Below are 12,961 nucleotides of genomic sequence, written 5' to 3' on the forward strand. Positions count from 1 at the left end.
CATGGCGCAGTTTGAGCATTGGACGAAAGAAACATTCTCTGCCAATTTTCGCAAAATGCTGACGCTGGAACAATACCGCGATCCAAAACTTGCGCAGCTTCATCATGATTATCTGGCGTGCGGACCATTGAAATATATGGCGGTGATTTTTCGTAAGCTGGCGGATTCTGATGAAACGGCCATGCAGCTGGCGTTGGAGTTTTATCTGTGAGAAGAACCCGGAAGCTTTTGAAAAATTTGAAGCCGCATTCCCCAAAAAGGAAAAGCTGAAATTGCCGGGGCAGCTGTTCTGATTCGAGCGATAAAGTTTGGCAGCAGAACGATGCTGAGGGGTAAGCAGGTGTGTGATAAAAGGAGAACAGGACAATGGGGGAATCCCGTGTCCTGTTTTTTTGCCCCTGAAAAGTGGAAATTTCCTATCCCCTCTGCATACAATACAGGTAGAGTATCTTTTCAAACCCGTTCAGAAAGGATGATCATTATGACGAAAGGCATTGTAAAAATAAAGAAAAACCGTGCATTTGTAGAGCAGCAGAACGGCGAGGTGGAAGTGGCTTCCGGGCAGTGTGTGTATCTGAAAGTGGAAAATTGCTGGATTCCGGTGGTGGTGCGGTATTCGGCGCGGAGGAAGAAGTGGTATTTTAAGTATCTCGAGGAAATCCCAGTCTGCGGGCAGAAGGTGCTGCTGAAGGCGTAGCCGGTAAAGGGCGTTTCATGTATGTTTAACATGTGTTTAATCTTTCTGAGTCAGAAATTCATTATGCAGCTCCTGGATTCTGCGCTGTTCGGCAGCTTCCTGTTTTTCACGCTCCGATCGATACGAAGATCCCGCAGGCAGAGCGCAGATCAGCGTCAGACCGAAAACAAGAAGAAAAGAATAAAGATATGGATGACCGGGATGATTTTCATGATTCATAGGAAGCCTGGCTTTCTGAATGTAAAATTCGTAGATAAGGATTTTCTGTGTCTAAAATTCAGTATAGCAAACGGAATTTTTCGCGTCAATGGAAAGGATTGGTTTCTCGATTTTCAAATTCATCATTTACGCCGTCCCCAAAGTCTGCTAAGATAAAGAAAACTTGTTATCAAACGAGAAAACAGGAGTGATTTACATTGAAAAAGATTTTATTTATCGCAACTGGTGGCACAATCGCTTCGAAGAAGACGGAAAATGGTTTGACTCCGCAGATTACGCCGGAGGAGTTATTGTCTTATATTCCGGAGGTGGAAGGCCTCTGTGAGATTACGGCGGTGAATCCGTTTAATCTGGACAGCTCGAATGTGGTTCCGGAGAACTGGAGCACGCTGGTGAAAGTGGTGAAGGAGCATTACGAGGATTACGACGGTTTCGTCATCGCGCACGGAACTGATACGATGGCGTACACTGCGGCGGCGCTTTCCTATATGATTCAGAATTCGGAAAAGCCGATCGTCATCACCGGAGCACAGCGGCCGATCAATTTGGATATCACGGATGCAAAGACAAACCTGTCCGACAGCTTTTATTACGCCTGTGATGATGCATCCCAGGGTGTACAGATTGTGTTCGACGGAAAAGTCATCGCGGGAACGCGCGCGAAGAAGGTGCGGACGAAGAGCTACAATGCCTTTTCCAGCATCGATTTCCCGTACCTTGCGGTAATACAGGACCGCCGGATTCTGCGGTATCTGCCGATGCTGCCGTATGAAAAGCCGGTTCGTTTTTATGAAAACTTAAGCGATAACGTTTTTCTCTTGAAACTGATCCCGGGAATCAGCCCGGTATTGCTTCCGGCGATTTTTGAGCACTACGATGCGATCATTGTGGAGAGCTTCGGTGTCGGCGGTATTCCGGCGAGCATCAAGGAGCCGTTTTACGAGCTCTGCCAGAAGTACCCGGAAAAACTCATCATCATGTGTACCCAGGTTTCTCACGAGGGAAGCGATATGACCGTCTATGAAGTCGGCCATGAGATGAAAACCCTGTGCAACATTCTCGAGTCATACGATATGACCCCGGAGGCAGTCGCAACTAAAACCATGTGGCTTCTCGGCAACCGTCCGGATGATCATGAGAGCCGGGAAAAAGCATTCTATAAACCGATCAACTACGATACGGTCTGGAAATAAGAAAAAGAAAGACGGCAAAGAGGCTGTCACGGTCCGCAGGAAAGAAATGTTTCTGCTGGCTGTGAACGCCTCTTTTTCTTTTTGAGGAAAAAGAAATTTTCCACAAAATTTTCAGACAGTACGGACGCAAAATTGGTTTTTATTGGAAGAATTGTGCAAATTTCATAGAAAAATCAGAAGCGGGTTGACATCTTTTGAACATTTTAGTAGAATTGAGTTCATGATGCAGTGCGGAAAACGGCGGATTTTGGATGACGAATCCAACCGCTGGTTACAGTTACAATATATGTGTGAACGATAACGATTTCGGAGGTGCATGCATGAAACGGTTAAGGTTTACAGCAGATATGACAAAAGAACAGAAGCGAAACACCGTTGAGGCGGCGCTGCTTCTTGGTTTCCAGGCAGAGACGGCAGTGTTTCCTGTTGCAGCCGCGGATGGAGAAATCCCGGTACCGGAAACAAAAGAAGAATTCCGGAAGCTGTGGAAGAAAACAGCAGATGCAGCCCCGGAGGGGTATGAGGCGGCTTCGGACCACATCGGGCCGGTTTACGACCTGGATTTCCGGGAAAAAACAGGATTGGAAAAAATGTTCCAAAAAGGTCCGTTTTTAAAAGATCAGAATCACGATTTCCTCCCGGATGCACTCGATGTAAAACTGGTGCTTCCAGAGGACGCAAGCGATGCTATGTTTCTTGCAGCGTGTGATCTGGCATACCGTTTCGGGATGGAGACGACAGGATACGAAGGAACCATTCTTGCCGGGGCGGGTTACAAGGGAAATCAGATTATTTTTGAAAAAGCAGATCAGACAGAACTGGTCCTTGGAGAGACAGACTGTGACGGCGTAAAAGTGTATCTGCACGGAGACGGCGAAGCACTGACCGCATTCACCGCCCGCCTCTGCAATACATTTCCAAAGATCTGCGGTGAGAGAAGCTGGAAAGATCTCCTGATGGACATGGTGGATGATTTTATCCTACGCGGAGAGGACGGCCAGCTTGCCGAACTGAAAGCTTTACAGGAAAAAGAAAGCGGCGCCTATGCGGTTTACGGATCGCCGCGCTGGAGCGAAGAGCAGAAAAAAGAGGCCGGAGATGCAGAAGTTTACAATTACAAATCCGGTCAGAAAATGTACGAGAAAGTATATGAATTCCCGTGGGAGGTCGAAGTATTTGAAGAACTTCTGGAAACGGAAGTCTATCCGAAACTCAAAGAGGGAAGCACCGTAAAAATCACCGGAGCAGTTAGCGAGACCGAGAGCGTGCGCCGGAAGATGTGCGAAGCGATCGATGCAAAAATCCGCGAAGCAGGCGCTGTGCCGGAACAGACAACGATTTACTGTGCCTACAAACAGGGCTATTCCTGGCTGGCAGAAGAGATGCTTCCGCGTCTGAAAGAGGCCGGAGCCGATACGGTTACCGTTTATTTCAAACCGTTTCTCCCAGAAGGCCAGACGGAATGGAATGATGAAAACGGAGCCATTCCGTCTTACCACAACCTGAGTGCCGAGACGCCGGACAAATGGTACGACTTACCGATCCGTTATCTGCAGGAGCTGTACCCGATCGAGGATCTTCTGGTAAAAGAGCTCGGTATCGAGAGAAAAAATGTCGTATTCAAAGCCTATGAGGGAGAAGATGACATCACATATCTCTGCCAGGGAAGCAAAGAAAACAGCGTCTGCTGTGAGGATGCGTACAAGGCCGCGTGGTCGGAGCGTCCGTATATGAATGAATACCCGCAGATGGGAAAAGTTCACCCGTCGACCGGTTATATAAAAGCAGAAGTAAATGGCAAGACCATTCTTGACAAAAAAGTCCGCACCGATCTGGAAGAAATCTGGGATGTCTACCAGAGCGAAGTCCTTCCGGACTGCCGCCGCTATATCGAGGAAAAAACGGGCGGAACCGTTGCGGAGGAGATGCAGCCGTTCTTCCACGAACTGAGAATGGACATTACGGTAAGCGAGCCGGACGAGCCGACCGGTTCCCGTGAGGATCTGATCTCATCGCTTGATGCACTCCATGAGGACATGTATTTTGTGGGCGGTGATTATTTTAAAAATTACGGCATTCAGAAAGCCGGCGTGATGCTGGATGCACCGGGCCTGATTCTGCCGGTGATCCATCAGAAAGAGGGCCGGCCGGTTTTTCGCGTTACGCTGACAGAGCCGTTAAAAGATGCGGCATGCATCACAAAAGACGGAGAGACCGCTGCCGCAGAGAGAAAACGAAGTGAAGTCGAAACCTGGATTTCCGCAGTTTCGTGGGAAAACGGAGAGCTGAATTTCCATATCACAGTGAAAGGCGCAGCAGAGGCTACCGTAAAAGCATACGCAGCGCTGTGGTCGAAAGGTGTTCTTGAAAAATGCAGCTGTGTTCCTGCGGAAACAGCGCTTGTCTTTGAAACAGAAAGCGGCGCATCGTATGCGGCACAGACTCCGGAGCGGGAAGAAAAGCCAAAGACGAAACGGATCGAGAACATCAACCTGCATGAGCACGAACTGATCGGATACGATACGTATCGGGAGATCATTGAGGAGCTGAAAGAAGTTCCGGGTATCGAGGTCTTCCGGATTGCTGTTTCCTATACAGGCCGCGAGCTCTATGCAGTCTGGCTGAAACCGGAGTACGAGGGATATCTGTCGCTGACAAAGCGTCTGGCGAGAGTGCCGAGCGAGGTGATCAATGCAAGACACCATGCAAACGAGGTTGCCTCAACGAATGCATCGTTTATGCTGCTGAAGAAACTTTTAACAGAAGATGTTTACAAAGAGCTGCCGGATAAGCTGAATCTGATCCTGATCCCGATGGAAAACGTGGACGGTGCAGCGATTCACTACGAACTGCAGAAGGAGCATCCGACGTGGAAATTCCATGTGGCGCGATTCAATTCTCTTGGAAAAGAGTTTTACCGTCATTATTTCCAGCAGGATACGATTCACAGCGAAGCGATGGGCATCAGCCGGATTTACGAGAAATATGCACCGGATATGATGGTGGATAACCACGGTGTGCCAAGCCACGAATGGGAGCAGCAGTTTTCTGGTTATACCTCCCCGTCCTACAAAGGTTTCTGGCTTCCGAGATCGCTCTTATATGGTTATTTCTGGTATGTAATGAATCCGGAATACAAAGGAAACTATGATGTGAATAAGGTCATGGAGGATGTGATCGCAGACAAGATTGCAGCGTATCCGGAGATGAAAGCACTGAACCAGGAGTGGAGTGCACAGTTTGAAAAATATGCCCATGCGTGGATGCCGAAACTGTTTCCGGCCAATTATTATAAAGAAATGATCAATTACTGGATTCCGTATGAATCGAATCCGGCGCATGGATATTCGTCGATCCGCTATCCGTGGATTACAACCGTCGCTTATACGAGCGAGGTTGCGGATGAAACGGCACAGGGAGAATACCTGAACCTGTGTGCGCGGGCTCATGTGGCGCACGACGAAGTGACAATACAGATGCTCATGGAGGCGCGGAACGTTATGGACTGCCGCTTTACCGAGCAGGATGGAACGATTTTGACCAGTTACATACGAAAGAGACCGATGATTGTCTCTAGGTAACTGGAAGAAATACAGGATACAGGGTTGTGAAAGCACGAGCGTGCGGAGCAGTCTGTATCCAAAAAAAACTACATTTTATTTAAGGAGGAGTTTAGGTATGGAACTCATCAAATTACTTGGCGTGTTAATCGTTATCGTCGGATTCGCGCTGAAACTGGATTCAATCCTCATCATTTTCCTGGCGCTGATTACGACAGGGATCGTTGGTGGCCTTGGCGTCGGCGGTCTTCTTGAGACCATCGGAACCAACTTCGTAGCGAACCGAAGCATGGCGATCTTCATGATGATCCTGCTCGTTACTGGTACGCTTGAAAGAAACGGTCTTCGTGAAGCAGCAGCAAACCTGATTAAGAAAGTTAAGAGTGCAACAGCCGGCAAGCTGATCGCTGTATACGGCGTATTAAATGGCCTGTTCGGTGCATTCAACGTAGGATTCGGCGGTGTTGCCGGATTCATCCGTCCGGTTCTTCTTCCGATGGCAGAAGGTGCGATCGAGAACAAAGAAGGTACCGTAAACGAAGAGCACTTAGAAGAAGTCAAAGGACTTGCAGCAGCAATGCAGAACTTCACCTGGTTCTTCTTCCAGGTTCTGTTTGTCGGCGGTGCCGGTGGAATTCTGGTACAGACGACACTTGCCGGTCTTGGCTATGAAGTAAGCCTGATTGACCTTGCGGCAGTTGAAATTCCGGTTGCATTATTCTCACTGGTTGTTTCCTGTGTCTATATCATTGTAAAAGACAATCGGATTTCGAAAAAATACTATGAAAAATCAGCCGGCAAAAAGGCACAGAAATAGGAGGAACACTAGATGAGCGCATTAAAAGTTATACAGGTTCCAGCCGCATTTAATACGGCCGGATTAAATATTGTATGGATTCTCGTTGGCCTGATTGCAATCTACGCGGGCATTAAAAACCTTCTGGATGAAGAAAATCCGTCCAGAATCGGAACAGCCATTTTCTGGTGTTCGTTCGGTATTGTTACAGCACTTGGCACCTGGCTTCCGGCCAAGGTTTCCGGTGTCCTTGTTATTATTATGTGTCTGCCGCCGATCTTCAAGAAAGTAAAGGTTGGAAAAACAAACGCACCGGAAAAAGCACACACCGAAGCACAGTTTAAGAAGATTGGAATGAAGATTTTCGTTCCGGCATTCTGTGTTGCTGTATTTTCCCTTGCTTTTTCACTGTTCTCCAATATGAGCTCCATGATCGCGATTACACTTGGTGTTCTCGTAGCCATTATTTTCCTGGTTGCATACGACTCGAAAGAGAACAAACCGCAGGTTTTCCTGAAAGATTCCGAGCGTTTCCTTTCCCTTACAGGACCGCTCAGTATGCTGCCGCAGCTGCTTGGCTGCCTGGGCGGTGTCTTTACTGCAGCCGGTGTTGGTGAGGTTATTGCACAGATCGTAGAGAAAGTTGTTCCGAAAGGAAATGTTAATATTGGTATCATCGTTTATGCCGTTGGTATGGTATTGTTCACCATGATCATGGGTAATGCATTTGCAGCCATCACCGTTATGACGGTTGGTATCGGTGCTCCGTTCGTACTGGCATACGGTGCAAATCCGGTAGTCATCGGTATGACCGCACTGACCTGCGGTTACTGCGGAACCTTAATGACTCCGATGGCAGCAAACTTCAATATCGTACCGGTTGCAATCCTGAATATGAAGGACCGCTGGGGCGTAATCAAAAATCAGGTGCTGGTTGGATTAATTATGCTTGTATTCCAGATCTGTTATATGATAGTATTAAAGTAAATCGTCAGGACAGACTAACTAAGGTCATCGTATTTTCCGAAAGGGAAGGGCGGTGGCCTTAACGTCCGTAAAATGGTCGACTAGATATGACAGGAGAAGGAAGAGAAACAAATGACACCGAACATGGAACGGGGGGCCCGGATCATCATCCACGAATGGGTAAGAGTAAAAGCGTGGGATAAAGTACTGATTGTGACATCAAAGGAGCATCAGGCGGAGGCGAAAGCGCTGGAAATGCAGGCGCGGAAAAAAGCGCGGTCCGTCAACACACTGATTGTTGAAAATAAAGGACGCCATGTGGGCATCTTTTTCGACGATAACGAGGCGGTCTTTGATCCCTACACTGCGATCATTGCAGCGACCGAGTATTCGCTTGTGACAACAAAAGCAGCGAAGCGTGCGATTCAGAAGCACAAAAAGTTTCTGTCGCTTCCGCTTTCGACGAACGACGGAAGAAGTCTTCTGGAGTTCGATTTCCTTTTGATGGACACGAAAAAGAGCCGCATGATGGCAAAGCTGTTTATGAAGTATCTCCGTTCATCCGGCAAAGTGCATGTGACGACACCGGCAGGAACGGATATGATGTTCTACAAAGAGAACCGCAATCCGGGATTTTTCAACGGCGTATTAAGAGACGGAAAAGGCTATTCGTCCTCAAGTATTGAGGTCTATGTGCCGATCGAGGAGACAAAGACAGAGGGCATTATGGTGCTCGACGGATCGCTGGGATACATCGGACGAGCCGATGAGCCGACGAGAATCATCTTCAAGGGCGGCAGAATCGTCGATATCGAGGAGACACAGACCGGCATCCGCTTAAAGAAGTACATGGAGGAATATTTCGATCCACGGATTTATATCGCAGGAGAGCTTGGCATCGGACTGAATTCGTGCTCGAACTGCCTCGGCAACTGCTACATTGAGGATGAATCCGCGTATGGAACTTTCCACGTAGGGCTTGGACGCAATATCGCGCTCGGCGGCGTGCAGAATGCGAAAGGCCACTTCGACCTGGTCTGCCGGGAACCCGATATTTTTACCGATAACCGTCAGATTATGGACCGGGGAAAGATTATTGCACCCGAGCCTGTGTTATACTAAAGGACAGAACCAGGAGACAAAAATTAAGAGACAAAAGGAGAAAAGACGATGAAAGTTTTATTAACAGGATTTGACCCATTTGGAGGAGAGAGCGTGAACCCGGCATTCGAGGCTATCAAACTTCTGCCGGATACCATCGCCGGAGCAGAGATCGTAAAAGTTGAGATCCCGACCGAGTTTACCAGAAGTATTTCCTGTGTGGAAGCAGCCATCAAAGAGCACAATCCGGACGTTGTCATCGATGTCGGACAGGCAGGCGGACGCGCATGCGTAACCGTAGAGAAAGTCGGCATCAACCTTGCAGACGCAAGAATCCCGGACAACGCCGGAGAGCAGCCGTCCGATGAACCGCTGCAGGCAGACGGCCCGACCGCATACTTTGCAACGATTCCGGTCAAAGCAATGGTTCAGAACGTCCGCGAACACGGCCTTCCGTGCCACGTATCCTTCACCGCAGGCACCTACGTATGCAACTGCGTCATGTACAATGTGCTTCACCTGTGCGCGACGAAATATCCGAACATCCGCGCAGGCTTCATCCACGTACCGTTCGCATGCGAGCAGGTAGTCGGAAAAGCAAGCACCATGGCAAGCATGCCGCTGGAAACGATTGCAAAATCTCTGGAATACTGCATCGAGGCAGTCGTAACCAACAAAGAAGAAGTAAAAGAAGCAATGGGAACTACCCACTAAAACAGACTTTCAGACCGTCGTACCGGAATTTTGGTGCGGCGGTCTGCTTTTTTTGCTATTTTCTCTTTTGCAAACCATATCTTTTGTGATACAATAAGATTCGTCAGAATTTTTATGCGAAAGGAACGAAAGAAAGAAAATGGAACAGGGTAAAATTTTTAAATTTCATAATGACCTTGATACAGACCAGATCATCGCATCCCAGTATCTGCTTCTGCCGAATCTGGATGAGATGAAAGGTCATGCGTTTGAATCGTTAGATCCGGACTTTGCAAAAAAAGTAAAACCGGGAGATTTTGTCGTAGGAGGAGAAAACTTCGGCTGCGGTTCTTCAAGAGAGCAGGCACCAGGCGTCTTAAAAGCACTCGGCGTGCAGGCCGTCATCGCAAAATCCTTCGCCAGAATATTTTTCCGCAATGCCATCAACATCGGTCTGCCGGCGATTGTCTGTAAAGACCTGCCGGATGCCGTAGAAGACGGGGACACCATGGTCCTCCATATGTCCGAGGGAACCGCAGAGGTGAACGGCAAAACGTACACCTGCACCAAACTGCCGGAATATATGCAGAACATACTGAATCAGGGAGGCTTGATTGCCTCTTTGAACCGCGAGGAGGAGTAAGAACCATGGGAATGACAATTGCAGAGAAAATTATCGCCGCTGCAGCCGGCGTTCCGGAAGTAAAGCCGGGAGATATCCACACCGTAACACTGGATCGTCTGATGAGCAACGACGGAACCACCCATCTGACGGTTGATATGTACCGCAACAAATTAAACCACCCGCACATTGCGGATCCGAAAAAGCTCGTTTTCATCGTCGACCACAACGTGCCGTCCGACAGCCCGAAAACAGCAGCATCCCAGAAAAAGATGCGTGATTTTGCAAGAGAGAACAACATTGACTTCTGGGAAGGAAAAGGTGTATGCCATCAGGTGATGATCGAGAACTATGTCCGCCCGGGCGAGCTGATCTTTGGGGCTGACAGCCATACCTGTTCCTACGGAGCACTCGGCGCATTCGGAACCGGTGTCGGCTGTACCGATTTCCTGTACGGCATGGTAACGGGAACTTCCTGGGTACTCGTACCGGAAAGCGTAAAATTCAATCTTGTAGGAAAACTGCCGGAGGGCGTTTATGCGAGAGACCTGATCCTCACCATCATCGGCGAGGTCGGCGCAAACGGATGCAACTACCAGGTGATGGAGTTTACCGGTGAGGGTGCAAAGACTTTAAGCATCAGCGACCGTATGGCACTTTGCAACATGGCAGTTGAGGCCGGCGCCAAGACCGGTATCTTTGAGGCAGATGAGAAAGCTATCGAGTACCTGAAAGAGCACGGAAGAGAGCCAAAAGAAATCTTCCACAGCGATCCGGACGCAAAATACGTCAGAGAGTACACCTTTGACCTTTCCAAAGTCCGTCCGGTTGTTGCAAAACCGGATTTCGTAGACCGCGTTGTTCCGGCAGAAGAGACCTGCGGAACGCCGATCAATGAAGCATTCCTTGGATCCTGCAACAACGGAAGAATCGAAGATCTCCGCGTCGGCGCAGAGATCATCCGCGGAAAGAAAGTCGCAGAGGGCGTCCGTTTCCTCGTTGTTCCGGCAAGCCAGACGATCTACCGCCAGGCATTAAAAGAAGGCATCATCGACACCTTCATGGAGGCCGGAGCCATCGTCATGAACCCGAACTGCAGCGTCTGCTGGGGAAGCTGCCAGGGTGTCATCGGCGAGAACGAAGTGCTGATCAGCACCGGAACCCGTAACTTCAAGGGCCGTGCCGGTCATCCAAGCTCCAAAGTATACTTGGGCTCTGCTGCAACCGTAACCGCATCTGCAATTGCCGGAAAGATTGCGACGGCAGATCAGATCTGACCATTTTCTTTGAGGGATATATAATATTTTTGGGAGAATAAACATATGGAAGCATTTACAGGAAAAGTATGGGTGCTTGGAGACGATATTGATACCGATATCATTATCCCGACCGAGTATCTTGCTTTAAAGACAATTGACGATATGAAACAGTACGGCTTTTCCCCGCTCCGCCCGGAACTGGCCGGACAGATTGAAAAGGGCGACATCATCGTGGCAGGAAAGAACTTCGGCTGCGGCTCCTCGAGAGAGCAGGCACCGGAGATCATCAAGGCGCTCGGCATTTCCTGCGTTATCGCGAAATCCTTTGCCCGGATCTTTTTCCGCAACTCCATCAATAACGGCCTTCTTCTGATCGAGCAGCCGGATCTGCACGACGATATCAAAGAGGGCGACACCATCACCGTCAAGATGAATGAGCATGTTGATTACAACGGAAAAACATACCCGATCGCAGCTCTGCCGGAGAACCTGATGGATATCATTCAGGCAGGCGGCCTGGTAAAGGCAATGCGCAAGCGCAACGGATTGGATTAAGAGCGGGAGGAAGAAACGATGGGCAATACAGTGATTGAAAAAATCATCCGCCACAACACCGGAAAAGACGTAAAACCGGGCGACATTGTGACGGTCAACGTGGACAGAGTCATGATTCATGATATCTTCATCCCGTTTGTCGGCGATAAATTCGAGGAGATGGGCTTTACCAAACTGTGGGACCCGGATAAAGTCGTTCTGATCTACGACCACCTCGTTCCGGCAAGCCAGGTGGACGATACGAGACATTTCCACAAAGGCGATGAATTTGCAAAGAAATACGGCATGAAAAACGTACACAGAAGCGACGGAATCTGCCATCAGTTAATGACAGAGGCAGGTTACGTAAAACCGGGCGACGTTGTTTTCGGAACCGACAGCCACACGACGACATACGGCTGTGTCGGTGCATTCTCTTCCGGAATCGGCTACACAGAGATGGCGAGCATCCTTGGAACGGGTACGATGTGGATCAAAGTGCCGGAGACGATCAAAGTTGTCATCGAAGGCGAGCTGCCGAAAAATGTGATGTCAAAAGACATTATCCTGCGTCTGATCGGTGACCTCGGTGCAGACGGCGCAACGTACCGCGCACTGGAGTTCTCAGGAAGCACCGTAGAAAATATGACCGTGGCAAGCCGTATGACGATTGCCAACATGGCGATCGAGGCAGGTGCCAAATGTGCACTTTTTACCCCGGATGAGAAGACCGCAGAATACTGCGAGATCGAACTCAATGACTATCAGAAGAGCTTAAAAGGCGATGAGGATGCAAAATATCTGTGCACCATCACCTACCGCGCCGAGGATTTTGTGCCGGTTATGGCATGCCCGTCCCAGGTAGACAAGATCCGTGATACCAGCGTTCTCGAGGGAACCCCGATCGATCAGGTCTTCATCGGTTCCTGTACGAACGGCCGTCTCGAGGATCTGCAGGCGGCAGCCGAGGTTTTAAAAGGCAAAAAAGTAGCCGACTACGTAAAATTGATCGTAACACCGGCAAGCCGCAAGATTTATCTGCAGGCAAGCAAAATGGGCATTCTCGATACACTGGCAGAGGCAGGCGCCATGATTACACATCCAGGCTGCGGTCTGTGCTGCGGAAGAGCGGGCGGAATCCTCTCTGACGGCGAGCGTGTTGTAGCAACGAACAACCGAAACTTTCTTGGAAGAATGGGTACTTCTAAAGTTGAAATTTATCTGGCATCTCCAAAGACAGCGGCAGCATGTGCAGTAGCTGGAAAAATTGTGACGCCGGAAGTGTAAACGAACTTAACAGCAGAAAGGGAAAACAGACGAC

13 protein-coding genes are annotated in these 12,961 nt (G+C 49.1%); 12 read left to right on the forward strand and 1 reads right to left on the reverse strand.

What is annotated here, in order from left to right; all coding sequences use genetic code 11:
- Position 1 precedes the first annotated feature (1 nt).
- Both DW915_RS00275 and DW915_RS00285 read left to right on the forward strand, forming a co-directional pair.
- The gene (locus DW915_RS00275) at positions 2-211 is read left to right on the forward strand and encodes a hypothetical protein (protein WP_243033762.1); all 210 of its coding nucleotides are present in this window, start codon (positions 2-4) and stop codon (positions 209-211) included.
- Between the two features lie 270 nt (positions 212-481).
- Positions 482-697 carry a hypothetical protein gene (locus tag DW915_RS00285; RefSeq protein WP_055267086.1) on the forward strand — a complete coding sequence of 72 codons (216 nt, stop codon included), beginning with the start codon at positions 482-484 and terminating at the stop codon, positions 695-697.
- 36 nt (positions 698-733) lie between these two features.
- Here the strand turns inward: DW915_RS00285 and DW915_RS00290 are convergent, their stop codons facing one another.
- Positions 734-916, reverse strand: coding sequence for a hypothetical protein (locus DW915_RS00290; protein ID WP_055267083.1), 183 nt, complete (start codon positions 914-916; stop codon positions 734-736).
- Between the two features lie 197 nt (positions 917-1,113).
- Here DW915_RS00290 and DW915_RS00295 point away from each other — a divergent pair, with 197 nt between their 5' ends.
- The 10 genes from DW915_RS00295 to DW915_RS00340 all read left to right on the forward strand — a co-directional run bounded on the left by DW915_RS00295 (position 1,114) and on the right by DW915_RS00340 (position 12,927).
- Positions 1,114-2,109, forward strand: coding sequence for an asparaginase (locus DW915_RS00295; protein ID WP_022462492.1), 996 nt, complete (start codon positions 1,114-1,116; stop codon positions 2,107-2,109).
- 320 nt (positions 2,110-2,429) lie between these two features.
- Positions 2,430-5,690, forward strand: a complete 3,261-nt coding sequence (locus DW915_RS00300; RefSeq protein WP_242857216.1) for a M14 family metallopeptidase — start codon at positions 2,430-2,432, stop codon at positions 5,688-5,690.
- A gap of 97 nt (positions 5,691-5,787) precedes the next feature.
- Positions 5,788-6,486: a 5-oxoproline transporter, DUF969 family subunit gene (locus DW915_RS00305; protein ID WP_022462494.1), complete on the forward strand. Its 699-nt coding sequence runs from the start codon at positions 5,788-5,790 to the stop codon at positions 6,484-6,486.
- Between the two features lie 12 nt (positions 6,487-6,498).
- On the forward strand, positions 6,499-7,452 hold the full coding sequence (locus tag DW915_RS00310; protein ID WP_055267081.1) for a DUF979 domain-containing protein: 954 nt from the start codon (positions 6,499-6,501) through the stop codon (positions 7,450-7,452).
- Positions 7,453-7,563: 111 nt separating this feature from the next.
- The gene (locus DW915_RS00315; RefSeq protein WP_243033763.1) at positions 7,564-8,553 is read left to right on the forward strand and encodes a peptidase; all 990 of its coding nucleotides are present in this window, start codon (positions 7,564-7,566) and stop codon (positions 8,551-8,553) included.
- Positions 8,554-8,601: 48 nt separating this feature from the next.
- Complete coding sequence (gene pcp, locus DW915_RS00320; protein WP_022462497.1) at positions 8,602-9,246, forward strand: pyroglutamyl-peptidase I; 645 nt, start codon at positions 8,602-8,604, stop codon at positions 9,244-9,246.
- Between the two features lie 139 nt (positions 9,247-9,385).
- Positions 9,386-9,868, forward strand: coding sequence for a LeuD/DmdB family oxidoreductase small subunit (locus tag DW915_RS00325; RefSeq protein WP_055218301.1), 483 nt, complete (start codon positions 9,386-9,388; stop codon positions 9,866-9,868).
- Positions 9,869-9,873: 5 nt separating this feature from the next.
- Positions 9,874-11,124, forward strand: a complete 1,251-nt coding sequence (locus tag DW915_RS00330) for a 3-isopropylmalate dehydratase large subunit (protein WP_055218299.1) — start codon at positions 9,874-9,876, stop codon at positions 11,122-11,124.
- A 45-nt stretch (positions 11,125-11,169) separates the two neighbouring features.
- Positions 11,170-11,661 (forward strand): LeuD/DmdB family oxidoreductase small subunit, encoded by a 492-nt coding sequence (locus DW915_RS00335; RefSeq protein ID WP_022462500.1) that lies wholly within the window; start codon positions 11,170-11,172, stop codon positions 11,659-11,661.
- Positions 11,662-11,679: 18 nt separating this feature from the next.
- Entirely contained in the window at positions 11,680-12,927 is a 1,248-nt protein-coding gene (locus DW915_RS00340) for a 3-isopropylmalate dehydratase large subunit (RefSeq protein ID WP_055218295.1), read from the forward strand.
- The last annotated feature ends 34 nt before the right edge of the window (positions 12,928-12,961 follow it).

This window comes from Blautia sp. AM42-2 (assembly GCF_003480245.1).
In the GTDB taxonomy this organism is placed as follows: Bacteria; Bacillota; Clostridia; order Lachnospirales; family Lachnospiraceae; genus Fusicatenibacter; species Fusicatenibacter saccharivorans.

Coding starts and splice junctions, on each gene's coding strand:
- DW915_RS00285 (WP_055267086.1), top strand. CDS start 482: ATGACGAAAGGCATTGTAAAAATAAAGAAAAACCGTGCATTTGTAGAG.
- DW915_RS00315 (WP_243033763.1), top strand. CDS start 7,564: ATGACACCGAACATGGAACGGGGGGCCCGGATCATCATCCACGAATGG.
- DW915_RS00300 (WP_242857216.1), top strand. CDS start 2,430: ATGAAACGGTTAAGGTTTACAGCAGATATGACAAAAGAACAGAAGCGA.
- DW915_RS00310 (WP_055267081.1), top strand. CDS start 6,499: ATGAGCGCATTAAAAGTTATACAGGTTCCAGCCGCATTTAATACGGCC.
- DW915_RS00290 (WP_055267083.1), bottom strand. CDS start 916: ATGAATCATGAAAATCATCCCGGTCATCCATATCTTTATTCTTTTCTT.
- DW915_RS00275 (WP_243033762.1), top strand. CDS start 2: ATGGCGCAGTTTGAGCATTGGACGAAAGAAACATTCTCTGCCAATTTT.
- DW915_RS00330 (WP_055218299.1), top strand. CDS start 9,874: ATGGGAATGACAATTGCAGAGAAAATTATCGCCGCTGCAGCCGGCGTT.
- pcp (WP_022462497.1), top strand. CDS start 8,602: ATGAAAGTTTTATTAACAGGATTTGACCCATTTGGAGGAGAGAGCGTG.
- DW915_RS00305 (WP_022462494.1), top strand. CDS start 5,788: ATGGAACTCATCAAATTACTTGGCGTGTTAATCGTTATCGTCGGATTC.
- DW915_RS00340 (WP_055218295.1), top strand. CDS start 11,680: ATGGGCAATACAGTGATTGAAAAAATCATCCGCCACAACACCGGAAAA.
- DW915_RS00335 (WP_022462500.1), top strand. CDS start 11,170: ATGGAAGCATTTACAGGAAAAGTATGGGTGCTTGGAGACGATATTGAT.
- DW915_RS00325 (WP_055218301.1), top strand. CDS start 9,386: ATGGAACAGGGTAAAATTTTTAAATTTCATAATGACCTTGATACAGAC.